This is a genomic window from Akkermansiaceae bacterium, assembly GCA_024233115.1.
Lineage (GTDB): Bacteria > Verrucomicrobiota > Verrucomicrobiia > Verrucomicrobiales > Akkermansiaceae > Oceaniferula.
Window position 1 is genome coordinate 586,522 of sequence record JACKQB010000004.1, and the last position, 22,368, is coordinate 608,889.

Consider the following 22,368-nt stretch of genomic DNA (forward strand, 5'->3'; position numbering starts at 1 on the left):
GGTATTCGGCTGTTGTCCCAGCGGCGGTTGAGCTCTACGTTCGGCAATAATTATTAAGACCACGATTGCTTACATTATGGCCAAAGCAGAACCAAAGAGTAGTAGTGAGCATACTGTAGGTATTTGGGTCACAGTATTAGTCACGGCAGTTGTCTGCTCTATGACCATGCCTATATCAGGTGGGCTACAGTGGTTTCATTTATTAATAACAATTCCCTCGTGGATATTTGGGTTGATGCTCTATCGCAGAGGCCCAAGACGCAATAGTTTAGGGTCGATATTAGCTCTTATTGGTATAGCTTTACTCACTATTGTGCTGGCTCTGAATCTTGCGAATATTCTGTGGTTTGGTCATGGAGCGATTCTTAAATAACAAGAACGTGGCCGAACAAGTCGCTGCATCCGACCGCTAACCGCGCTCGACTTTGCTCGGGTTTACACGAAACAACCATGCTTAGCTTATGACCGTTGACCCGACGGCGGTTGAGCTTTACGTTAGCTAATAATAATGAAGACTCGCTGTCATAAATTAATGGTTCTCGCGGTAGTTGTTGTGTGCATAGCATCACTCGTATGGACTTTTTGGCTACGACCACGGCAGATTTTTCACGGCTATGTTGATGGTGATTGGTCAGCATACTCTTCTGTGACTCATAAGATAGTAGATGGTAATAGTGTAATATCATTCAGATCGTTGGAAGAGGGTGGCACCGAAAGGATTATTGAACGGCTGAAGCTTTCGGTTGGAGCGCCAGGAGGGAACACAGGTGAACTTTGTGATAGAACGCTAAGCCAAGCTGGATACAACCCACATGAATTCTCGCGGTATTTCGATCATGAAAGATCAATTGAAAGAGGTATTTTATGCCTCTACACAGGATCTAGGGAGTCAGTGATTGTGGTTCTTCGCTACTGAATAATTAAAGCTAACAAGTCGCTGCATCCGACCGTTAACCGTTAACGACTTCACATAGTTTTACAGCAATTAGCCGTTTAAGGTTTGTAACATTTACACACCGGCGGTTGAGCTATACGTTAGCCAATAATGAAAACAATAATAGCCATTTTAGCATCAATGGTGTTCACAAACCTTTTACATGCTGAGAAATACGAATTTCAGGTGCATCGATTTTGTGATATCCAACTGAACACGACTCGCGGAGAAGAAGAGATTGAGATTAAAGTTTATCCTAAAGCTGTAGACGAAACGCAGGTTATATACAAATCGAAGTTGACGCAGAAGGGTGAGAGATATTTTGTTACTAAGACAGGAATTGTTTTTGTTCTAATCAAGTTGCCCGATGTTCTGGTCAACGATCAGAACCGTCGGATCAATAGTGGAAATTGGGTTCTTGGTATTATGGGAGATAGCAAGGAATATCTTAACCTTAAGAAGAAGCTGAAACCCATTAGCACGTTTCGACATGATTATGTCAAGTTCCCTGATTCTATGACTGAGAAGGATATGTCAGACATGTCCTACTTGGGAACGTTAGAAGAAAAATAGGGCTAACAAGTCGCTGCATCCGACCGCTAACCGCCCTCGACTTCACAACGTGTCAGAGAGAAAAACCATTTTAGATTTTTGACTGTTGCTTAGGCGGCGGTTGAGCTTTACGTTCGGCAATAATAATCTAGACACGATAAGCACGACACATATACAAAGAATCATGAGTGACGATAAATTTCACATTCCAACCAGCCTTCTCGTTGACATTGAAGGTGAGACACAATTGCGTTATATACTACTTCTGGATGTTAGTAGCACTGACGCGACGCAAGCGCATATTGGCTCAATCTTAGAAGCAGATATAGACAAATGGGTTAACACCAGTTTTTCAGGTCACGTCCATTTCCAATGTTGGAATGATCAGCTTGAACAAGAGAGTATGAATCCAGTCAACGATGCACTAGCAGAAATCATCACTGCGATACAAGATATGCTAGATTCAAATGAAGCTGATTCAGCTGAGGGCAATCGCATATTGTTGAGCTATACTTTGAGTAAGGATGAAGACATCAGCTCAGAACAGCCCCAAGGTAATGAAAATGAATTCCACATGCCCTCTGGTTTGTTAATGGAAATCGACGGTAAATCTCAATTGAGGTATATTACCTATCTTGAGGTGAGCAGTCCGGATTTGATGCAAGAGCATTTAGCCACTATCTTGGATGGACATGTTGAGAATTGGACTAATACGGAATTTTCGGGTGATGTGAATTTTCAGTGTTGGAACGACGCGCTTGAGCCTGAGCATTTGGAGCCTATCGGAGATGTATTAACGCAGGTTTTTGAGCGAATTCAGTCACTCATCGATACTAACGGTATAACATCTTCTGACGGTAATCGCGTAGTATTGCGATACACATTGAGTAAGCACTCAGGTGATGCTACCGAAAAGCCATAAATGTGGCCGAACAAGGCGCTTCATCCGACCGTTAACCGTCCGCGACTCCGCAGCCTGATAGAGAGAAAGATCGTTTTTGGTGATTCGGAGATTGTCCCGGCGGCGGTTGAGCTCTACGTTCGACAATAATGAAAATCTATCACTACAAGCCTTGGCTACGGGATTACCTTGTATGCTCCCTGATGTCGTTGATGGTTCTTTTGTCTGTATGCACCGCATACTTCTCGCTGACTAATGGTGACGGCATACTCTGGGGTATGCTAGGCATCTCTGTCTTCATGGGCGGGTTTATGGTATGGATGATATCTTTAGTGCGTCACTGTTTCTGGTGTTATGATCTGTTGATCGAGACTAAGAGAATGGTTGTGAGATATTCAAAGGGAAGCGAGGATGCTTTCCATCTGCCGGATGATGTATTTGAGCATGAGATCATCGGTGACAAGCTACACGTGGTGCTGAAGAATCAAGACGGAGGTGTATTCGTTTTTTCACCACATCGTCTTACGAATGGTGATTCGGCATTGCTTGAGTACCAAAAATTGGTCGAACAAGACGCTGCATCCGACCGCTAACCGTCCGACAGTCGAGGGCGCAGTCACTATTTTACATTGCTCAGAGGTTGTCCGTTAGGTTTGGGCGGCCGGTTGAGCTTTACGTTAGCCAATAATAATAAATGCATACGTTATACAGAGCGTTATCCACAGTATGTCTTTCCCTGGTGGTTGGAGGTATATCTCTGGGCGTTACTTCCTTTATACTGGTTCAATACGGGTGGGACGATCTTCCCATTGATGGGAATATACTCAATTTTGTGGGCTTTTTGTGTGGCGGTGTATTGGTTCTGATCCTGCACCGACGTATTCATGGTATCAGTTGGATTTACAGAGCGCTTGGCATAGTTGGCTCACTAGGCATAGTCGGAGGATTTATTGTATATGTACGAGCTTACTCGCTGAATGAATCGCATATTCCCATGGGGCCATTTGATGGCATACAATACGTATTACTTATGGCGTTTGGTATCTGCATCATAATTGTGGGAGCGCTGCTTGGGGTATCTGGTGGATTGGGTTATATCTCTAGAAAGCGTATTGCTAAGAATTTGGGCTAACAAGTCGCTGCATCCGACCGCTAACCGCGCTCGACTTCCGCTCGTCACACGCGAAAGAACCCTTTTAGATTTTTGACCGTTGATTCAGCGGCGGTTGAGCTTTACGTTCGCCAATAATAATAATTGAGTCTCCGCGTTCATCATCCCGCTCACTTGCCTTCAAGAGCCGGCTGTCATCGTTCGTTCGCGCACATGGATCAGGGTTGAGAGAGTTCATCTTGGTTCGTTTCCGGGCGTTCCCCTGACAGAGTGCTGGACTATTCCGAGTCGGCTTGGGTTGATTATTCAGAATCGCCGTCGAACAAGGCGCTTCATCCGACCGTTAACCGTCCCGCAGTTTGCAACGAGTGAGAGGTATTGACCATTTCAGGTTTTCGGCGGTTGACCCACCGGCGGTTGAGCTCTACGTTCGCCAATAATAATAATTTTCTGAAGTTGGCGGTTCTCGATGCACCATGATGGAAGGCTCCGCTGATGATCGCAGGTTGCTTGATCCGTCGCTGGTGTCTTGAACGGCATCATCGTGCAGGGCACAGGTTTCGGCGGATGAGATTTTTCAGGTGTCACTTTTTGGGCGCAAGGGCGTGGTTCGTGCAAGGGTTTCGCAAGATACTGGCACATCGCGTCGATTCACTAAGCGCGGCTTCCTCCGGTGCCAGAAACTTGCTGTCAGCGGTTCTTGGCGAGGTTGCGAGAGAGCCAGCACGATGCGATCACGAGTCGGCACATCCTGACTATTCAGAATCGCCGTCGAACAAGGCGCTTCATCCGACCGTTAACCGTCCGAGAGTTTGTTGCGGGCGGCTTGCTTATGACCATTTTCGGTGTGCAGCGGTTGACTCGGCGGCGGTTGAGCTCTACGTTAGCTAAGAATAGTAATGCGTTTGATATATCAGGGGTTTGTATCGCTCTTTGTTGTCCAGCTTCGTTGTTAGATGAAACTTGCCGCACCAAGGGCACTCATAGACGCCGTAATCCTTTTTGTGTTTTTTAGCCAATTCTCGCGCCTTCGCGTGAGGGGATTCTTTTGAACCGATACGCATCTTACACTCACATCCTCGGTTTTTACTGGGTTTTTTAATATTCATGATATTTCAATAATTTAGCTAACAAGACGCTGCATCCGACCGTTGACCGTCCGCGACTTCTCGACGGGTTGCGAGTTATTTATATTTTCTGGTTTCATAAGTTATTTTGGGCGGCGGTTGAGCTTTGCGTTCGGCTATAATAATATAATGAATGCGTCACAACAAAGCGCAGCGAAAGGGTTGGTTAAGCTGTGGGTTGTATTCATCCTATTACATCTTGTTTTGCTGACGGTGGATTGGGTAATTCGAGGTCAGAGTGGCGCAGCACAGTCACAGCTTGATAATGAAGGATGGATAAACTTATTGATTTGTTGGATGAGTATGGTGGGGTTTTTCGTTTACTCGATTATTTTGCAGCCCTTCGAATGGCCATGGTGGCTTAAGTTTATTGCTGGTGTTCTGCATACTTCGGTAGCAATCTTTTTACTTTTCATCTTAAGGATTTTCTACGCGATTAGTAATGGAGGAACATTCTAAAAATTTGCCGAACAAGGCGCTTCATCCGACCGTTAACCGTCCGAGAGTTTGTTGCGGGCGGCTTGTTTACGACCATTTCAGGTTTTCGACTGTTGACCCACCGGCGGTTGAGCTCTACGTTCGGCAATAATAATAAGATGCGAAAATCAGTATTCATTTGGATAGCGGTATTTCTCTTCGTTGTTGGGGTTGGTTATTTGAGTAAGCCTGATCGTGGGGGGTTAGTAGGCTGTGGTCAGGTATTCGGGTTGCCTGAGATAGAGCAGCTTGAACTTGATACTAAGCCGCTGATGAGTTGGCAGCCGTTTGAATCACCCAAGTATCGGTTTCATGCTTCTGATGCACAATTTGAGGCTTTAGATAGGATTCTCAGAAGCGAAGGCTATTCTGATTGGCAAGAGGGAGGTGTGAGTTTTGGCAGTATTTCACATGGCTGGACCTCTGACGAAGATTGGATCTATTGTAAGTCGTCGCATGAAGGGTATAATCTCTATTGGAGTTATAGCCGTACTCAAAAGCTTGTTTACGCAATTACATTTCCTCAATAAATGTGGCCGAACAAGGCGCTTCATCCGACCGTTAACCGTTCTCGACGCGCGCAGTTTGAGAGTGAAAGACCATTTTAGGTTTCTGACATTTACACACCGGCGGTTGAGCTCTACGTTCGGCAATAATAATAAGATGCGAAAATCAGTATTCATTTGGATAGCGGTATTTCTCTTCGTTGTTGGGGTTGGTTATTTGAGTAAGCCTGATCGTGGGGGGTTAGTAGGCTGTGGTCAGGTATTCGGGTTGCCTGAGATAGAGCAGCTTGAACTTGATACTAAGCCGCTGATGAGTTGGCAGCCGTTTGAATCACCCAAGTATCGGTTTCATGCTTCTGATGCACAATTTGAGGCTTTAGATAGGATTCTCAGAAGCGAAGGCTATTCTGATTGGCAAGAGGGAGGTGTGAGTTTTGGCAGTATTTCACATGGCTGGACCTCTGACGAAGATTGGATCTATTGTAAGTCGTCGCATGAAGGGTATAATCTCTATTGGAGTTATAGCCGTACTCAAAAGCTTGTTTACGCAATTACATTTCCTCAATAAATGTGGCCGAACAAGGCGCTTCATCCGACCGTTAACCGTTCTCGACGCGCGCAGTTTGAGAGTGAAAGACCATTTTAGGTTTCTGACATTTACACACCGGCGGTTGAGCTCTACGTTCGCCAATAATAAGAATTGAGTCTCCGCGTTCATCATCCCGCTCAGTCGACTTCAAGAGCTGGTTATCATCGTTCGTTCGCGCACATGGATCAGGATTGAGACGATTGCCACCTTGGTTCGTTTCCAGGCGTTCCCCTGACAGAGTGCTGGACTATTCCGAATCGGCTTGGGTTGATTATTCAGAATCGCCGTCGAACAAGGCGCTTCATCCGACCGTTAACCGCCCCACAGTTTGCCGCGAGTGAGAGGTATTGACCATTTCAGGTTTGCGGCGGTTGACTCACCGGCGGTTGAGCTCTACGTTCGCCAATAATAAGAATTGAGTCTCCGCGTTCATCATCCCGCTCAGTCGACTTCAAGAGCTGGTTATCATCGTTCGTTCGCGCACATGGATCAGGATTGAGACGATCGCCACCTTGGTTCGTTTCCAGGCGTTCCCCTGACAGAGTGCTGGACTATTCCGAATCGGCTTGGGTTGATTATTCAGAATCGCCGTCGAACAAGGCGCTTCATCCGACCGTTAACCGTCCCGCAGTTTGCCACGAGTGAGAGGTATCGACCATTTTAGGTTCGTGGCGGTTGACTCGGCGGCGGTTGAGCTCTACGTTCGCCAATAATAATAATTTTCTGAAGTTGGCGGTTCTCGATGCACCATGATGGAAGGTTCCGCTGATGATCGCAGGTGGTTTGATCCGTCGCTGGTGTCTTGAACGGCATCATCGTGCAGGGCACAGGTTCCGGCGGATGAGATTTTTCAGGTGTCACTTTTTGGGCGCGAGGGCGTGGTTCGTGCAAGGGTTTCGCAAGATACTGGCACATCGCGTCGATTCACTAAGCGCGGCTTCCACCGGTGCCAGAAACTTGCTGTCGGCGGTTCTTGGCGGGGTTGCGAGAGAGCCAGCACGATGCGATCACGAGTCGGCTTGGGTTGATTATTCAGAATAGCCGTCGAACAAGGCGCTTCATCCGACCGTTAACCGTCCCACAGTTTGCAGCGAGTGAGAGGTATCGACCATTTCAGGTTCGCGGCGGTTGACTCGGCGGCGGTTGAGCTCTACGTTCGGCAATTATTATGAAGATTGCGACTTAGCATGTTGCGTTTCGGTCACATCGATTGGATATTTGGTGGATTGCGATTTGAGGTGTTGGATCGGCACTGTTCGTTTTAGATTCTCGTTAATTGATCTGGATGTTTTGCAGCGACCTGTCTGATGACTGAACTGTTCAACCATTAATTTTCGCATCCCGTTTTCCTTCGTTCCTGGTTTGATCTACATTTCGTGTTGTGTATTTCGCAGCGTCATTGATTCACGCGGAGGTTTTCAGCCAGCAACCAACGGTCGGTGTTAATGTTGACTTTGACCCGTTTCAGGATGGATAGCTTGCCCCGATGAGGCCGAACAAGGCGCTTCATCCGACCGTTAACCGTTCTCGACGCGCGTAGTTTGAGAGTGAAAGACCGTTTTTGGTTTCTGACATTTACACACCGGCGGTTGAGCTATACGTTAGCCAATAATAATATGAAACAACGACTATTCATTATTCTACTGTTATCAATATCTCATCTTGTAGCACAGGACAAAGACTCGATCATAAAGCATCAATTCAACGCTGCCCTAGAGGCGCAACTTAATCATAAGTTTGTTGAATTAGCGGATATACAGCATCCCATTACATTGCGTTTTTTTAGGCAGCGCATGGGTATCGAATATGAAAAGTTGAGAAAGACCTATTCGGCAGCAACGCTGTCTAAGGTTATAGGTATTAACGGTAATCCAAAGACATCCCCTCTTAGCGATAAAGATGTATTTGTTAACATCTGTAACAAGGCTGCTGAGTTGGAGCCCAGTTTTGCTGGGGATAAAAAGTATCTACCTATTTTTGTTCATGGTATAATCCATAGTGAGAGGGGAGATGCTTTTATCATTTATGAATATGCTGTAAGGGAAGAAGCAGAGGAATCAACTATTAGATTTAGACAACCCGGGGTAAGTGTGTTTATTAAGCACAACGATGAATGGTTAATGAAGTCATCGGCTTTATCAAAGACGTTACCCATAGTTTGGAAGCGTGAACTATATCGCATGAACAAAAAAAATTAGGCTAACAAGTCGCTGCATCCGACCGCTAACCGCGCTCGACTTTGCTCGGTCACACGCGAAAGACAGTTTAGATTTCTCAGCTGTTGATTAAGCGGCGGTTGAGCTTTACGTTCGGCGATAATTAGATGGATGTTTCATGGATTGTTCGTTTCGGTGACATCGATGGGGGATTTGGCTGGTCGAGATTTCTGGTGTTGTGGCGGTGCTGTGCGGCTTGGGTTTCCGTTGATCGATCTGGATTGCCCGTCGCCACCTGTCCGATGACTGAGCCACTCATCCATGAATTTTTGTCACCTGGGCTGGTTCGGTCGTGACTCTGCGGTTTCCGGCACATTATTTCATGCAGGCGTGTGCTGAGTGGTGCGGTCGGGGTTCATGGTTTGACATCGGTTTCAGGCGCTGGCACGGGAAGTGAGAATAGTTGCCGAACAAGGCGCTGCATCCGACCGTTAACCGCCCCACAGTTTGCCGCAGGTGAGAGGTATCGACCATTTCAGGTTCGCGGCGGTTGACTCACCGGCGGTTGAGCTCTACGTTCGGCAATAATAAGAAAGACATGAAACACCACGGAGAGTATACGGCACAGTGTATCTTGGCAGCTCTACAATCTTTGGTCATTGTTGGTGGATGTTTGCTTACGGCTACGATCCTCAAGACGATGGGTTATCCTGATCGTTTTACCGAGTTGCCCTTTCAGTTAGTGGTCATCCGCAATTGGGGATTTTTACTAATTCTAATTCCGTTGACATGGGTTTGTTGCACCATTTGGTTCGAGCGTAATCGTGCCGAGTGGTTTTCTAAGCGGTGGACGGTCTCAACGGGTATCGTGCTTCTGATAGCTCTTGGTGGATATATGCTGATTTGTATGGGAAGGGCTGGATCCACTCTCATACAGGCTGTAGAGTAAACCAAGAATGTGGCCGAACAAGGCGCTTCATCCGACCGTTAACCGTCCGTGAGTTTGTTGCGGGCGGCTTGTTTACGGCCATTTCAGGTTTTCGACTGTTGACCCACCGGCGGTTGAGCTCTACGTTCGGCAATAATAAGAATCATGAGTAACATCACCACATTAACGAAAGTTGATTCCAGTATGATATACGCTATCGGTTACGATGAGAAGAATCAGATATTAGAAGCTGTATTTACTAGAGGAGGCATATGGGAGTATCATAATTTTCCGAAAGAGGCTTACCAGAGCCTAATTGATTCTGATTCCATAGGGTCGCATATGAGATACGCTGTTCTCGGGTGTTATGACGAAGTGAGAGTTTCATGATCAGGCTTCGCACACTTACAGATACGGTCGGGATTCTTGGTTGCTGACGGTTTGATATTCTGGGAGCGGTTTCCAAGAACGTGGCCGAACAAGGCGCTTCATCCGACCGTTAACCGCCCCACAGTTTGCCGCGAGTGAGAGGTATCGACCATTCTTGATTTTCGACTGTTGACCCACCGGCGGTTGAGCTCTACGTTCGGCAATATTAGTATTTTTCCTGCTTCATCGTTGCCTCGTGTTAGATCGGCCTACGTAATTCCATCTGATATTTGGCACCGCTTAAGAAGAATATTCTCTGGTTCGATCGATGAATGAATTGTGGCGATGATGGTTGCTTGACCTGAAATTCTTTTCCCAGTTGATCGCCGTTGCAGCGCGCTAGATAGATGGAATCGTGTTGCTCGGTTGATATGATACCAGCACGATGAAACCAAAAACGAAGCCGAACAAGTCGCTGCATCCGACCGCTAACCGTCCTCGACGCCGATCTGGTTTACAGGATTGAGACTTTTAGATATTCGACTGTTGCTATGGCGGCGGTTGAGCTTTACGTTCGGCAATAATAAGAATAATGACTGCATTGATACTGAAATGGCTTTTCATAGCGGCTGCATATTTGGGACCGTTCCTTTTCGTATTCATCTTTCGTCGGTTCTGGAGGACTGGGCACGCTTCGGGTTTTATGGTGAAGTCTATTTACTGGCCGTTAATGTGGATTAGTGGCTTTTTATTCCTGCAGGCATCGTTGACTCAGCACCAGGTGCACTGGATAGATGTGCATGGTGGGTTGCCGCGCACAGAAGATGATATGATGGCATTTGGTGATGGCCCTAATGTCAGCGCATCATGGGTTATCACTGCTTTGGTGCCACTTTTTCTAGCATACACTCTTGGAAGATGCTTATCTCGAAGCAAGAATGTGGCCGAACAAGTCGCTGCATCCGACCGCTAACCGTCCACGACTTCACGGCATGATAGAGAGAAAAACCATTTTAGATATTTGACTGTTGCTTAGGCGGCGGTTGAGCTTTACGTTCGGCAATAATAATTATGAAGCAATCTCGACTCGTCATGATAACCGTTGTTGTTTCTCTAGCGGCAATATCATGTGGAATTTATGGCTGGCATAAGCGAGGCAAAGATCGGGCTCAATGCATGCTAAATATACGCAACGCACATCAATTACTGAGATCGTATGAGAGTGTGACGAGTAAATATCAATCTGGTGAATCAGTAGATTTTAATGAGGTCTGTCGAGAATGGGGGGTTGATGAGGAATTTGAATGCCCTTCAGGGGGAGTATATACTTGGGTGAAGAAGTATTCAGCACCTATCGGAACCCCGTATTTACGATGTTCGCACAAGCATCATAATCCTACAGATACAAGTGGATGGTAGGCGAAGAATGTGGCCGAACAAGTCGCTGCATCCGACGCTTGACAGCGTCGCGACTCCGCTCGGTTTCAGGGATGGAATGATTTCTGGTTTTTCAGCGTTTAATCCCGGCGCGGTTGAGCTATACGTTCGATAATAATAATTCGGATTCTACGCATTCAGGATCTCCGGTGGGACATACAAGGGTTTTCGTCGTGATGTTCGGCACCCGATTTGGCGAGTTCAGTATCGCTGACTCACATCACCACGGGATCGGTAATGATGCGGAGTGACATTTGATAATTTCCTCGATGGAACACGCAAGGGTTTAGCCTGGCTGCTCTCCGGGAAGATCCTTCGTTCCTCAGGAACATCCCTGCGATTGCCAGGCGGAACGAAAGAGGATGTTTGGTAGATCACGATTCATGGCCGCGCAACGCTGATGGACACATCCAATGGTTCTGGATCTTCGTTACCCACGGCAGTTTTCAGGCGCATTGATCTGTGTGGATCGAACAAGGCGATGCATCCGACCCGTTACCGGTTAAAAGTCGGGCATCTGTTTCGGAGCGTATATCTGTTTTCGGTATTTTAACATTGTTCGTAGGCGGTTGATCTTTACGTTCGGCGATAATTATATGGATGTTTCATGGATTGTTCGTTTCGGTGACATCGATGGGGGATTTGGCTGGTCGAGATTTCTGATGTTGTGGCGGTGCTGTTCGGTTTAGGTTTCCGTTGATCGATCTGGATTGCCCGTCGCCACCTGTCCGATGACTGAGCCACTCATCCATGAATTTTTGTCACCTGGGCTGGTTCGGTCGTGGCTTTGCGGTTTCCGGCACATTATTTCATGCAGGCGTGTGCTGAGAGGTGCGGTCGAGGTTCATGGTTGGACATCGGTTTCAGGCGCTGGCATGTGAAGTGAGAATAGTTGCCGAACAAGGCGCTTCATCCGACCGTTAACCGCCCCACAGTTTGCCGCGGGTGAGAGGTATCGACCATTCTTGATTTTCGACTGTTGACCCACCGGCGGTTGAGCTCTACGTTCGGCGATTATTAGATGGATGTGTCATGGATTGTTCGTTTCGGTTACATCGATGGGGGATTTGGCGGGTCGAGATTCCTGGCGTTGCATCGGTGCTGTTCGGCTTGGGTTTCCGTTGATCGATCTGGATTGCCCGTCGCCACCTGTCCGATGACTGAGCCACTCATCCATGAATTTTTGTCACCTGGGCTGGTTCGGTCGTGGCTTTGCGGTTTCCGGCACATTATTTCATGCAGGCGTGTGCTGAGAGGTGCGGTCGAGGTTCATGGTTGGACATCGGTTTCAGGCGCTGGCATGGGAAGTGAGAATAGTTGCCGAACAAGGCGCTTCATCCGACCGTTAACCGTCCCACAGTTTGCAGCAGGGGAAAGGTATCGACCATTTCAGGTTTGCGGCGGTTGACTCACCGGCGGTTGAGCTCTACGTTCGCTAATAATAAGAAAATGCCCCGCATATTACGAATTTCAGTTGTCGACCCCGATCCCGATTATCTAGGTATCGAGATTTACGCAGCGAGTGAGCGTTATGCTGGTTCGACTAGGATATACACTAGTGAGGATGAGTTGAGCGAGTTCGGTCGTGTGATAGAGGGCTTTCCCTCGGCTGCGAGTGATACGCGAAACTACGTTTTGGGAACGGAAGAAGATGGTTTTGCTGGAGGATACATCGAGTTCCGATTTTACTGTACAGATGGAGCTGGTCACGCTGCCATTGGCATTAGAATGACAGATGATATGAATCGCAATTACACGGAAGCGTCAGCCTCATTTTCATTTGCAGTTACTCCAGCTGAGATCGATACGTTTGTGGCTGGTTTGATGCGAGTAGCAGCAGCTCGATCTGGTTGCGTTGAACTCGAATAATCTAAGCGAACAAGGCGCTTCATCCGACCGTTAACCGTCCCGCAGTTTGCTGCGAGTCAGAGGTATCGACCATTTTCGGTTTGCGGCGGTTGACCCACCGGCGGTTGAGCTCTACGTTCGCCAATAATAATAATTTTCTGAGGTTGGCGGTTCTCGATGCACCATGATGGAAGGTTCCGTTGATGATCTCAGGTTGCTTGATCCGTTGCTGATGTCTTGAACGGCATCATCGTGCAGGGCACAGGTTCCGGCGGATGAGATTCCCCAGGTGTTACTTTTTGGGCGCAAGGGCGTGGTTCGTGCAAGGGTTTCGCAAGATACTGGCACATCGCGTCGATTCACTAAGCGCGGCTTCCTCCGGTGCCAGAAACTTGCTGTCGGCGGTTCTTGGCGGGGTTGCGAGAGATCCAGCACGATGCGATCACGAGTCGGCACATCCTGACTATTCAGAATCGCCGTCGAACAAGGCGCTTCATCCGACCGTTAACCGTCCCACAGTTTGCAGCGAGTGAGAGGTATTGACCACTTCAGGTTTTCGACGGTTGACCCACCGGCGGTTGAGCTCTACGTTCGATAATAATAATTCGGATTCTACGCATTCAGGATCTCCGGTGGGACATACAAGGGTTTTCGTCGTGATGTTCGGCACCCGATTTGGCGAGTTCAGTATCGCTGACTCACATCACCACGGGATCGCTGATGACCTGAAGTGACATTTGATAATCTCCTCGATGGAACACGCAAGGGTTTAGCCTGGCTGCTCTCCGGGAAGATCCTTCGTTCCTCAGGAACATCCCTGCGATTGCCAGGCGGAGCGAAAGAGGTGTTTGGTAGATCACGATTCATGGCCGCGCAACGCTGATGGACACATCTAATGGTTCTGGATCTTCGTTACCCTCGGCAGTTTAAAGGCGCATTGATCTGTGTAGATCGAACAAGGCGATGCATCCGACCCGTTACCGGTTAATAGTCGGGCATCTGTTTCGGAGCGTATATCTGTTTTCGGTATTTTAACATTGTTCGTAGGCGGTTGATCTTTACGTTCGCCAATAATAAGAATTGAGTCTCCGTGTTCATCATCCCGCTCAGTCGCTTTCAAGAGCCGGCTATCATCGTTCGTTCGCGCACATCGATCAGGATTGAGACGATTTTCACCTTGGTTCGTTTCCAGGCGGTCACCTGACAGAGTGCTGGACTATTCCGAATCGGCACATCCTGACTATTCAGAATAGCCGTCGAACAAGGCGCTTCATCCGACCGTTAACCGTCCCGCAGTTTGCAGCAGGGGAGAGGTATCGACCATTTCAGGTTTGCGGCGGTTGACTCACCGGCGGTTGAGCTCTACGTTCGGCCATAATAAGAATGCATGCATTGTGTTGCGTGTTGCCGCGTTGGTTAGATGAATGGGTTATTGGTTGATCATCGTCATCAGGTTCGATGCCGGATGTTCCTGCTGCCGCGCTCGCTCTACCTTGATCCATCGATGTCGGTTTATAGATTGAGGGTGGTTTGATCCATGTTGCCCATCGGTTTTCTCCGTGATCGTTGCTCTGGTGTTTCCGGCTTCGGTCGACATGCCAGGCTAACGCACATGGCTAGATACGGTCGGTGTTAATGGTTGGACATCGGTTTCAGGCGCTGGTATGGGAAGTGAGAATAGTTGCCGAACAAGGCGCTTCATCCGACCGTTAACCGCCCCACAGTTTGCCGCGGGTGAGAGGTATCGACCATTCTTGATTTTCGACTGTTGACCCACCGGCGGTTGAGCTCTACGTTCGGCCATAATAAGAATGCACGCATTGTGTTGCATGTTGTCGCGTTGGTTAGATGAATGGGTTATTGGTTGATCATGGTCATCAGGTTCGATGCCGGATGTTCCTGCTGCCGCGCTCGCTCTACCTTGATCCATCGATGTCGGTTTATAGTTTGAGGGTGGTTTGATCCATGTTGCCCATCGGTTCTCTCCGTGATCGTTGCTCTGGTGTTTCCGGCTTCGGTCGACATGCCAGGCTAACGAACATGGCTAGATACGGTCGGTGTTAATGGTTGGACATCGGTTTGAGGTGCTGGTGATGGGTTATGAGAATAGTTGCCGAACAAGGCGCTTCATCCGACCGTTAACCGTCCGAGAGTTTGCGACGGGCGGCTTGCTGATGACCGTTTTTGGTTTGCGGCGGTTGACTCGGCGGCGGTTGAGCTCTACGTTAGCCAATAATATGAAGACATCCATCATCGACCTCATCAGGGAGCGGCAGCACGTCAGCTTCCTTGAACTGACACATGCCATTCCGGGCTTCTCCGGTGACATCACCATGGTTCACGGCGACGACCCGAACATTATTCTTTGGCATTCCCTTTCTAAAGATGCTTATGAAGCACTCACGGCTCTCCTCTACGCTGGCGAGATATTCGTCCATCCCACTAACTCGCTGCTTTATACTATTGATGGCGGCACCATCGATCTTCCTGTAATCAAGAGACCCCCGAGCGGTGGATATAAGACACCCCACTGGTATCCTGTCACTTTTTGCGATTACCCCTTCGATCCCGATAAGGCCGGCAAGAGCAAGTAATCCACCCCTTCTCCTTCGCATCCCATCATCCTGCTCAACAATAAGGCTAACAAGTCGCTGCATCCGACCGCTAACCGCTTCATGGTTTGTTTCGTTATTTGGTGTAGTCATATTTTTATGTTGTTGTGCCGTCACTCGGGCGGCGGTTGAGCTATACGTTCGCCAATAATAAGAATTGAGTCTCCGTGTTCATCATCCCGCTCAGTCGCTTTCAAGAGCCGGCTATCATCGTTCGTTCGCGCACATCGATCAGGATTGAGACGATTTTCACCTTGGTTCGTTTCCAGGCGGTCACCTGACAGAGTGCTGGACTATTCCGAATCGGCACATCCTGACTATTCAGAATAGCCGTCGAACAAGGCGCTTCATCCGACCGTTAACCGTCCCGCAGTTTGCAGCAGGGGAGAGGTATCGACCATTTCAGGTTTGCGGCGGTTGACTCACCGGCGGTTGAGCTCTACGTTCGGCAATAATAATAAAGACATGATGCGACATGAATAACCCTGTAATCTTAGGTAGTTTTGCATATGCGTGTCTCTGTGGTGCCATTTTAGTACCGATGCTTTTGGTTTTCCGCAAGAGGGCATACTGGAATGCTGTATTTTGGTGTTGGTTCTTAGTTGTAGCTGTTGGTGTATTGTCGGTTTGTGATTTAGCGCTTGGTGGCTCGAATTTGAATTGGGGCGGATTGCCTACTTCAACGTATGTCAGAATGATCGGAGTTGGCGCAGTGATAGCTGGTATTTTTTGCCCGATGTATTGTGGTTTTCTTGTAATAGCTAGAAACACTTTTACGGGGTTTCGGTCTGGATACAAAAATGCGGCCGAACAAGACGGTGCATCCGACCGTTAACCGTTCGTAGTCGAGAGACGTTTTACAGTTGAAACCATTTTAGATTTTCGACCGTTGACCCACCGGCGGTTGACCTCTACGTTGGCTGAAAAAAAATTACCCGTCGAAGCATCCGCACGGTATTGGTGATTCATCGTTCGCGTCGAGGTAGTCCCATAGCTTCCCCTGCGACTCGTCCTCGGCGTCCACATTCTCCCAACGGAGAGACTGCCCGCCTAGTCCGCGACCGGGGCTTTTGAGGATCGCGTTGCTTTCTATTTTCAAGGCTCGGGCGAATAAGTCGGGGTGCTCACGCTTGAGCTTGAGGATTTCGCCGCGCTTCATCGCCGGGCAGAAGTAACACGCGCTTTTTCCCGGCTGCGTGAGTCCGTGGCGGGCAATGGCTTCGATACATTCTTGCCGTCTCCATCCCCATTCGACCAGCGGGTACCAGAACCGCTCGATGCGGCCTTTGGCATGGACTTGGTGACCTTTAGTTATCTGGCGATGGCTTTCACCTGCGTCATAGCCGATGGCTTTCACGCATTCCGTTTCTCCGCGAGCATCCATGAATCGAATCATATATTCCGTCTGCGGTTGCACCTTGTATTTCATGGAGCACGATTTACGTCCGTAGGCGAGACTCGGGAGCATCTTCTTTCGTATGCAGTTTCCTTCCAGCCCCTCGAATTTGCCTTGATAGTTCTTCCTAACGGTCTCGATCCCAACGCCCCACCAGATGCGGCATTGGGTATCCATCTCCATCACATGCTCGTAGGTTTCCGGCAGTTCCCCGCCCGTGTCCGCGAACAGGATCAGGTCGGGCTTGATCCCTCTTTCACGGAATCCGCAGAGCATGGCCGTGCTGTTCGTTCCTCCGCCGAAAGCAACAGCCAACAAGTCGAAGCATCCGACCGCTAACCGTTTCGAGTCAGCTACCTTTTTCCTGGTGTCGGGAATATGGTCATTTTTCATGAGTTGTTTGAGCGGCGGTTGTTCTTTACGTTAGCCAATAATAATGAATGCCGCGTTCTATAACGAGTTTCGCAATTTCGCAGATATAGGAGATCGGCGTAGCGCAGCAGAATGCGTTCGTAAATTTGTCGATTCTTTTGAGGGTAAGGCCGAGCGACGTGCCTGGGTTCGCGAGTTTTTAGAGCACGGAGAGTATGGACACAAGATACGCCACGAACTCTACAGGGATCTTGTTTTTCCAGAATTGCTTGTTGGCTATCGAACCGGTGATCCATGGTGTCTATACTTCCTCGCGGACACGATACAGAACGTTTACGATGTTCGCGAATTTCACGAACGACTAGAATGGCAGTCGGACTACTCGCTATTGTTAACCTGTTATCGAGTCGCTCCGAACTTTCGAGATGTAAGAGTGCAGCTCCTTGGTCGAGCGTGTCGTAGTCTTAACTACGCTATTCACGAGTGGCCAGCGGGGCTTTGCTGTGAGATTGAAGATGTAGAGTCAGATCTTACTCTGGCTAAGAAGCTAGATATAGATGGCGAGTTTACGTTGATGTTTGCCGATGTTGATGCGATTATAACTGAAGCAAGAATACGGGGCTAACAAGTCGCTGCATCCGACCGTTAACCGTTCTCAACGCCGCGGATGTTAGGAGCGAAAGACCTTTTAAGATTTATCAAGTTTGACCCGGCGGCGGTTGAGCTTTACGTTCGGTAATAATAAGAATCATGAATACACCACCACCAGCCATGCCACCTACTCAAACAACTGAGCAGACAATATTTTCCAATAATCTCATAACGGTGACCTCTTCACGAATAGTAACTGGTAATACGACTTACCCGTTGAACGGAATTACTGCCGTTTCCAGTTATCAGCACCCAAAGACATATGGACTGCCTTCTACGTTGATAATTCTAGGCTCCATTGTTTTTCTCATGTCAGTTATGAATGGTTCTTGGTTTTTGGGTTTCGTATCATTTCTGGTTGCGGTATTGGGCATCTGGTTGTGTACTCGTGTGAAAGCTGTTTATTCTGTCAAGATATCTACAGCCGGAGGGCAAGTTGATATTTTAAGCTCTTATTCCCGTGAGTTTGTCATCTCTGCGGTGGAGGCGATCAATCAAGCTGTAATTATTCGTGGTTAGGTGTCATTGCACTTAACAAAAAATAAGACCGAACAAGTCGCTGCATCCGACCGCTAACCGCGCTCGACTTTGCTCGGGTATACACGAATCGACCGTTTAGAGCCTTTCACCATTGATTGGGCGGCGGTTGAGCTCTACGTTCGGCAATAATAATAAGATGCGAAAATCAGTATTCATTTGGATAGCGGTATTTCTCTTCGTTGTTGGGGTTGGTTATTTGAGTAAGCCTGATCGTGGGGGGTTAGTAGGCTGTGGTCAGGTATTCGGGTTGCCTGAGATAGAGCAGCTTGAACTTGATACTAAGCCGCTGATGAGTTGGCAGCCGTTTGAATCACCCAAGTATCGGTTTCATGCTTCTGATGCACAATTTGAGGCTTTAGATAGGATTCTCAGAAGCGAAGGCTATTCTGATTGGCAAGAGGGAGGTGTGAGTTTTGGCAGTATTTCACATGGCTGGACCTCTGACGAAGATTGGATCTATTGTAAGTCGTCGCATGAAGGGTATAATCTCTATTGGAGTTATAGCCGTACTCAAAAGCTTGTTTACGCAATTACATTTCCTCAATAAATGTGGCCGAACAAGGCGCTTCATCCGACCGTTAACCGTTCTCGACGCGCGCAGTTTGAGAGTGAAAGACCATTTTAGGTTTCTGACATTTACACACCGGCGGTTGAGCTCTACGTTCGGCAATAATAAGAATGAATCCGATTGCGACAGCTTATCCCTCCGAAGGGATGCCTGAATCATTTTCAACCATGCTTCAGCTATCTTGGTGCTTGGCATTTATTGGGATATTTATGGTTTGGGTGATGGTCAGGATTGATGGTCGCTATAATAGGCTGCATAGGAGGCTTCAATACTGTTTCATGGGTTTGGCTCTTGTGCCTGTATTGGGATATTCTTATTTATACTGGTTGGATTATGTTCCCAAGGCATCGGACGGCACACCTGCAAGCCTGCCATTTTGGTATGCCATGCTGATTCCGATACTGCCTCTAATGTTTGGAACCCTGACACGTATAGGCTACCGGGTGTTTGGTCACGATAACGCGCTGACAGAGAATGTGGCCGAACAAGGCGCTTCATCCGACCGTTAACCGTTCTCAACTCGCGTAGTTTAAGAGTGAAAGACCGTTTTTGGCTAGTGACGGTTGACCCGGCGGCGGTTGAGCTCTACGTTCGATAATTATTGATTCTTCGTGTTCAGTATTGCCCTGGGGCATCGCCGATATGCCGTTATTGATGAATGATTTTGGATCGATGAACGCTTCCGGGAACAGCTTGAGTTTCCAGCTCATTTGAATCGATATCGATGGGTTGGTTCTCGTTCGCTGCCATTGATAACATTTTAGAAAAATCTCTCATGAATGGTTTGGATTGGTTGCGCATTCCGTTTTGGGTGTGATGCACGATTCGATTCACGCGGCGGTGATGGACACATCGAATGGTTCAGGATCTTCGTTACCCACGGCAGTTTTCAGGCGCATTGATCTGTGAAGATCGAACAAGGCGATGCATCCGACCCGTTACCGGTTAATAGTCGGGCATCTGTTTCGGAGCGTATATCTGTTTTCGGTATTTTAACATTGTTCGTAGGCGGTTGATCTTTACGTTCGATAATTATTGATTCTTCGTGTTCAGTATTGCCCTGGCGCATCGCCGATATGCCGTTATTGATGAATGATTTTGGATCGATGAACGCTTCCGGGAACGGCTTGAGTTTCCAGCTCATTTGAATCGATATTGATGGATTGGTTTTCGTTCGCTGCCATTGATAACGTTTTAGAAGAATCTGTCGTGAATGGTTTGGATTGGTTTCGCATTCCGTTTTCGGTGTGATGCACGATTCGATTCACGCGGCGGTGATGGACACATCAAATGGTTCGGGATCTTTGTTACCTACGGCAGTTTAAAGGCGCATTGATCTGTGTAGATCGAACAAGGCGATGCATCCGACCCGTTACCGTTTAATAGTCGGGCATCTGTTCCGGAGCGTATATCTGTTTTCGGTATTTTAACGTTGTTCGTAGGCGGTTGATCTTTACGTTAGGCAATAATAAGATGACAATACCCGAGCTTAAACAAAAACTCTATGATGAGGGGTGTTCGCCATGCAACTACGCTATCGAATCTAGTGGTTCAGACGTATATTGTCTGAATAACGATGGCGCTCAATGGAAGGTATATTACACCGAGCGTGGATATGATTTCGATCCGATTTTCACCTCTGAATCTGAATCGGAAGCATGTGATTTCTTCCTTCAGCATATGCTCAAGCAATCGAACTGGCATCTAGTGGGTGTCTTTCAATCCGAACTGGAGGCCAAGGCATACGAAAGGGAGGTATCTAGATTTGGGGCTACACCAATACGTAACGATCTTCCCGAGAGTATTATGGGAACGGCTCAGTTTCGTGTTTTTGTTGCTGGAAGGGATATTCATCTAGTGGAGTCTATAAGACAATAATGCGGCCTAACAAGGCGCTTCATCCGACCGTTAACCGTCCGCGACTCCGAAACCTGATAGAGAGAAAGATCATTTTTGGTCATTCGGAGGTTGTCCCGGCGGCGGTTGAGCTATACGTTCGCCAATAATAATAATTGAGTCTCCGTGTTCATCATCCCGCTCAGTTGCCTTCAAGAGCCGGCTGTCATCGTTCGTTCGCGCACATCGATCAGGATTGAGACGATTGCCACCTTGGTTCGTTTCCAGGCGGTCACCTGACAGAGTGCTGGACTATTCCGAGTCGGCTTGGGTTGACTATTCAGAATCGCCGTCGAACAAGGCGCTTCATCCGACCGTTAACCGTCCGAGAGTTTGTTGCGGGCGGCTTGTTTACGACCATTTCAGGTTTTAGACTGTTGACCCACCGGCGGTTGAGCTCTACGTTCGGCAATAATAAGAATGACCTATATCATCGCTATATTGTTGGTCGTCCTTTCCCGTCTGATCTACACCAGAGGTAATAATGGATGCCGTATATCTATTCGCTTCGAGAAGATCGTAATTTTTGCGGCTGCTATCGCGATGATGGCCTCGGTATTCAGGCTGTGCCGCAGCATCGTTACGGCTTTCGTTCAGCGTGATAGGGGACCTAGAGATATGACTGAGCACGATATGTCTGGCATGTATGAGATGATAGGCCTGGTTGTATATCCGATAGGTCTCGTGTTATATGTGTTGTTGATTCTGATCGTGTTACCTAAGCCTATCCGAAGGGCGAAGAATGTGGCCGAACAAGTCGCTGCATCCGACCGCTAACCGCGCTCGACTCCAGCTCGGGTTTACACGAAACAACCATGCTTAGCCTATGACCGTTGACCCGACGGCGGTTGAGCTTTACGTTAGGCAATAATATGAAATACATTCGCGAAACAACATTGGCTGGTATATTACTGATCGGGTTTGCTCATGGCGAGCAGAATAAGAATCCCCTTATTGGTGAGTGGAAGTTAAAGAAGCTGGAAGGGGTTAAGTATGATGTAGCAGCTAAGATGAAGGTTTTCTGGACTTTCGATAAGTCCGAGGTAGTAGTGACTGCAACTGACACAAGAGAGGAGGCAAGCAGAATGACCTATGTTATTGATACATCGAAGACCCCTCATTGGATTACCGCGAATGTGTCAGATAGCCTCACTGGTAATAAGAAAGATAAGCGTTTAGGTATATTTCGCTTTGTAGGTGATGAATTACATATCAAGTGGGAGATCAAGGATGGTGGAGCAAGGCCAACTAAATTTACAGAAGGTAGGGTAGCGAAGTTCACGAGAACCCCTAAAAAATGAGCCTAACAAGTCGCTGCATCCGACCGTTAACCGTCCACGACTCGCGGAGACTCAGAGTGAAAGACCATTCTTGGTGGATCACGTTTGACCCGACGGC

The 22,368-nt window shown here is 47.9% G+C and carries 24 protein-coding genes; 20 read left to right on the plus strand and 4 right to left on the minus strand.

All coding sequences use genetic code 11. The annotated features are described in order from the left end of the window. Window positions 1–76: 76 nt before the first annotated feature. The 5 genes from H7A51_13500 to H7A51_13520 all read left to right on the plus strand — a co-directional run bounded on the left by H7A51_13500 (window position 77) and on the right by H7A51_13520 (window position 3,519). On the plus strand, window positions 77–373 hold the full coding sequence (locus H7A51_13500; protein ID MCP5537230.1) for a hypothetical protein: 297 nt from the start codon (window positions 77–79) through the stop codon (window positions 371–373). A gap of 672 nt (window positions 374–1,045) precedes the next feature. Beyond that, window positions 1,046–1,507, plus strand: a complete 462-nt coding sequence (locus H7A51_13505) for a hypothetical protein (protein MCP5537231.1) — start codon at window positions 1,046–1,048, stop codon at window positions 1,505–1,507. Window positions 1,508–1,670: 163 nt separating this feature from the next. Next, entirely contained in the window at window positions 1,671–2,408 is a 738-nt protein-coding gene (locus H7A51_13510; protein MCP5537232.1) for a hypothetical protein, read from the plus strand. Window positions 2,409–2,536: 128 nt separating this feature from the next. After that, entirely contained in the window at window positions 2,537–2,980 is a 444-nt protein-coding gene (locus H7A51_13515) for a hypothetical protein (protein ID MCP5537233.1), read from the plus strand. Between the two features lie 101 nt (window positions 2,981–3,081). Continuing rightward, on the plus strand, window positions 3,082–3,519 hold the full coding sequence (locus H7A51_13520) for a hypothetical protein (GenBank protein ID MCP5537234.1): 438 nt from the start codon (window positions 3,082–3,084) through the stop codon (window positions 3,517–3,519). Between the two features lie 866 nt (window positions 3,520–4,385). On the opposite strand, the gene H7A51_13525 is transcribed toward H7A51_13520, so the two are convergent. Next, window positions 4,386–4,607 (minus strand): hypothetical protein, encoded by a 222-nt coding sequence (locus H7A51_13525; protein ID MCP5537235.1) that lies wholly within the window; start codon window positions 4,605–4,607, stop codon window positions 4,386–4,388. Between the two features lie 147 nt (window positions 4,608–4,754). On the opposite strand from H7A51_13525, the gene H7A51_13530 reads away from it, so the two are divergent. The 8 genes from H7A51_13530 (at window position 4,755) to H7A51_13565 (ending at window position 16,382) form a co-directional block, all read left to right on the plus strand. Then, window positions 4,755–5,084, plus strand: a complete 330-nt coding sequence (locus H7A51_13530; GenBank protein ID MCP5537236.1) for a hypothetical protein — start codon at window positions 4,755–4,757, stop codon at window positions 5,082–5,084. Window positions 5,085–5,221: 137 nt separating this feature from the next. Then, window positions 5,222–5,632, plus strand: coding sequence for a hypothetical protein (locus H7A51_13535; GenBank protein ID MCP5537237.1), 411 nt, complete (start codon window positions 5,222–5,224; stop codon window positions 5,630–5,632). A gap of 133 nt (window positions 5,633–5,765) precedes the next feature. Beyond that, on the plus strand, window positions 5,766–6,176 hold the full coding sequence (locus H7A51_13540; GenBank protein ID MCP5537238.1) for a hypothetical protein: 411 nt from the start codon (window positions 5,766–5,768) through the stop codon (window positions 6,174–6,176). A 1,637-nt stretch (window positions 6,177–7,813) separates the two neighbouring features. Beyond that, window positions 7,814–8,395, plus strand: coding sequence for a hypothetical protein (locus H7A51_13545; protein ID MCP5537239.1), 582 nt, complete (start codon window positions 7,814–7,816; stop codon window positions 8,393–8,395). Between the two features lie 1,051 nt (window positions 8,396–9,446). Then, a complete protein-coding gene (locus tag H7A51_13550) occupies window positions 9,447–9,671 on the plus strand; it encodes a KTSC domain-containing protein (protein ID MCP5537240.1) in 225 nt (74 codons plus the stop codon). 2,865 nt (window positions 9,672–12,536) lie between these two features. Beyond that, complete coding sequence (locus tag H7A51_13555; GenBank protein ID MCP5537241.1) at window positions 12,537–12,956, plus strand: hypothetical protein; 420 nt, start codon at window positions 12,537–12,539, stop codon at window positions 12,954–12,956. A 2,216-nt stretch (window positions 12,957–15,172) separates the two neighbouring features. Further along, window positions 15,173–15,529: a hypothetical protein gene (locus H7A51_13560; GenBank protein MCP5537242.1), complete on the plus strand. Its 357-nt coding sequence runs from the start codon at window positions 15,173–15,175 to the stop codon at window positions 15,527–15,529. A 493-nt stretch (window positions 15,530–16,022) separates the two neighbouring features. Next, on the plus strand, window positions 16,023–16,382 hold the full coding sequence (locus tag H7A51_13565; GenBank protein MCP5537243.1) for a hypothetical protein: 360 nt from the start codon (window positions 16,023–16,025) through the stop codon (window positions 16,380–16,382). A gap of 96 nt (window positions 16,383–16,478) precedes the next feature. Here the strand turns inward: H7A51_13565 and H7A51_13570 are convergent, their stop codons facing one another. Next, entirely contained in the window at window positions 16,479–17,336 is an 858-nt protein-coding gene (locus tag H7A51_13570) for a phosphoadenosine phosphosulfate reductase (protein MCP5537244.1), read from the minus strand. Between the two features lie 43 nt (window positions 17,337–17,379). On the opposite strand from H7A51_13570, the gene H7A51_13575 reads away from it, so the two are divergent. The 4 genes from H7A51_13575 (at window position 17,380) to H7A51_13590 (ending at window position 19,583) form a co-directional block, all read left to right on the plus strand. After that, window positions 17,380–17,940: a hypothetical protein gene (locus H7A51_13575; protein MCP5537245.1), complete on the plus strand. Its 561-nt coding sequence runs from the start codon at window positions 17,380–17,382 to the stop codon at window positions 17,938–17,940. Window positions 17,941–18,065: 125 nt separating this feature from the next. Beyond that, window positions 18,066–18,485: a hypothetical protein gene (locus H7A51_13580; protein MCP5537246.1), complete on the plus strand. Its 420-nt coding sequence runs from the start codon at window positions 18,066–18,068 to the stop codon at window positions 18,483–18,485. 157 nt (window positions 18,486–18,642) lie between these two features. Continuing rightward, entirely contained in the window at window positions 18,643–19,053 is a 411-nt protein-coding gene (locus tag H7A51_13585; protein ID MCP5537247.1) for a hypothetical protein, read from the plus strand. Between the two features lie 167 nt (window positions 19,054–19,220). Then, complete coding sequence (locus H7A51_13590; GenBank protein MCP5537248.1) at window positions 19,221–19,583, plus strand: hypothetical protein; 363 nt, start codon at window positions 19,221–19,223, stop codon at window positions 19,581–19,583. Window positions 19,584–19,589: 6 nt separating this feature from the next. On the opposite strand, the gene H7A51_13595 is transcribed toward H7A51_13590, so the two are convergent. Together H7A51_13595 and H7A51_13600 are read right to left on the minus strand one after the other, a co-directional pair. Further along, window positions 19,590–19,784, minus strand: a complete 195-nt coding sequence (locus H7A51_13595; GenBank protein MCP5537249.1) for a hypothetical protein — start codon at window positions 19,782–19,784, stop codon at window positions 19,590–19,592. A gap of 179 nt (window positions 19,785–19,963) precedes the next feature. Further along, window positions 19,964–20,218 (minus strand): hypothetical protein, encoded by a 255-nt coding sequence (locus tag H7A51_13600; GenBank protein MCP5537250.1) that lies wholly within the window; start codon window positions 20,216–20,218, stop codon window positions 19,964–19,966. A gap of 329 nt (window positions 20,219–20,547) precedes the next feature. Between H7A51_13600 and H7A51_13605 the strand changes: the two genes are divergently transcribed. The 3 genes from H7A51_13605 to H7A51_13615 all read left to right on the plus strand — a co-directional run bounded on the left by H7A51_13605 (window position 20,548) and on the right by H7A51_13615 (window position 22,271). Next, window positions 20,548–20,952 carry an SPOR domain-containing protein gene (locus tag H7A51_13605; GenBank protein MCP5537251.1) on the plus strand — a complete coding sequence of 135 codons (405 nt, stop codon included), beginning with the start codon at window positions 20,548–20,550 and terminating at the stop codon, window positions 20,950–20,952. A gap of 438 nt (window positions 20,953–21,390) precedes the next feature. Then, a complete protein-coding gene (locus tag H7A51_13610; protein MCP5537252.1) occupies window positions 21,391–21,747 on the plus strand; it encodes a hypothetical protein in 357 nt (118 codons plus the stop codon). Between the two features lie 95 nt (window positions 21,748–21,842). Next, window positions 21,843–22,271: a TIGR03067 domain-containing protein gene (locus tag H7A51_13615; protein MCP5537253.1), complete on the plus strand. Its 429-nt coding sequence runs from the start codon at window positions 21,843–21,845 to the stop codon at window positions 22,269–22,271. Window positions 22,272–22,368: the final 97 nt, after the last annotated feature.

Coding starts and splice junctions, on each gene's coding strand:
- H7A51_13600 (MCP5537250.1), bottom strand. CDS start 20,218: ATGAGCTGGAAACTCAAGCCGTTCCCGGAAGCGTTCATCGATCCAAAA.
- H7A51_13515 (MCP5537233.1), top strand. CDS start 2,537: ATGAAAATCTATCACTACAAGCCTTGGCTACGGGATTACCTTGTATGC.
- H7A51_13565 (MCP5537243.1), top strand. CDS start 16,023: ATGAATAACCCTGTAATCTTAGGTAGTTTTGCATATGCGTGTCTCTGT.
- H7A51_13555 (MCP5537241.1), top strand. CDS start 12,537: ATGCCCCGCATATTACGAATTTCAGTTGTCGACCCCGATCCCGATTAT.
- H7A51_13550 (MCP5537240.1), top strand. CDS start 9,447: ATGAGTAACATCACCACATTAACGAAAGTTGATTCCAGTATGATATAC.
- H7A51_13510 (MCP5537232.1), top strand. CDS start 1,671: ATGAGTGACGATAAATTTCACATTCCAACCAGCCTTCTCGTTGACATT.
- H7A51_13615 (MCP5537253.1), top strand. CDS start 21,843: ATGAAATACATTCGCGAAACAACATTGGCTGGTATATTACTGATCGGG.
- H7A51_13585 (MCP5537247.1), top strand. CDS start 18,643: ATGCGAAAATCAGTATTCATTTGGATAGCGGTATTTCTCTTCGTTGTT.
- H7A51_13540 (MCP5537238.1), top strand. CDS start 5,766: ATGCGAAAATCAGTATTCATTTGGATAGCGGTATTTCTCTTCGTTGTT.
- H7A51_13525 (MCP5537235.1), bottom strand. CDS start 4,607: ATGAATATTAAAAAACCCAGTAAAAACCGAGGATGTGAGTGTAAGATG.
- H7A51_13535 (MCP5537237.1), top strand. CDS start 5,222: ATGCGAAAATCAGTATTCATTTGGATAGCGGTATTTCTCTTCGTTGTT.
- H7A51_13575 (MCP5537245.1), top strand. CDS start 17,380: ATGAATGCCGCGTTCTATAACGAGTTTCGCAATTTCGCAGATATAGGA.
- H7A51_13570 (MCP5537244.1), bottom strand. CDS start 17,336: ATGAAAAATGACCATATTCCCGACACCAGGAAAAAGGTAGCTGACTCG.
- H7A51_13530 (MCP5537236.1), top strand. CDS start 4,755: ATGAATGCGTCACAACAAAGCGCAGCGAAAGGGTTGGTTAAGCTGTGG.
- H7A51_13580 (MCP5537246.1), top strand. CDS start 18,066: ATGAATACACCACCACCAGCCATGCCACCTACTCAAACAACTGAGCAG.
- H7A51_13560 (MCP5537242.1), top strand. CDS start 15,173: ATGAAGACATCCATCATCGACCTCATCAGGGAGCGGCAGCACGTCAGC.
- H7A51_13520 (MCP5537234.1), top strand. CDS start 3,082: ATGCATACGTTATACAGAGCGTTATCCACAGTATGTCTTTCCCTGGTG.
- H7A51_13610 (MCP5537252.1), top strand. CDS start 21,391: ATGACCTATATCATCGCTATATTGTTGGTCGTCCTTTCCCGTCTGATC.
- H7A51_13590 (MCP5537248.1), top strand. CDS start 19,221: ATGCCTGAATCATTTTCAACCATGCTTCAGCTATCTTGGTGCTTGGCA.
- H7A51_13545 (MCP5537239.1), top strand. CDS start 7,814: ATGAAACAACGACTATTCATTATTCTACTGTTATCAATATCTCATCTT.
- H7A51_13605 (MCP5537251.1), top strand. CDS start 20,548: ATGACAATACCCGAGCTTAAACAAAAACTCTATGATGAGGGGTGTTCG.
- H7A51_13500 (MCP5537230.1), top strand. CDS start 77: ATGGCCAAAGCAGAACCAAAGAGTAGTAGTGAGCATACTGTAGGTATT.
- H7A51_13505 (MCP5537231.1), top strand. CDS start 1,046: ATGAAAACAATAATAGCCATTTTAGCATCAATGGTGTTCACAAACCTT.
- H7A51_13595 (MCP5537249.1), bottom strand. CDS start 19,784: ATGAGCTGGAAACTCAAGCTGTTCCCGGAAGCGTTCATCGATCCAAAA.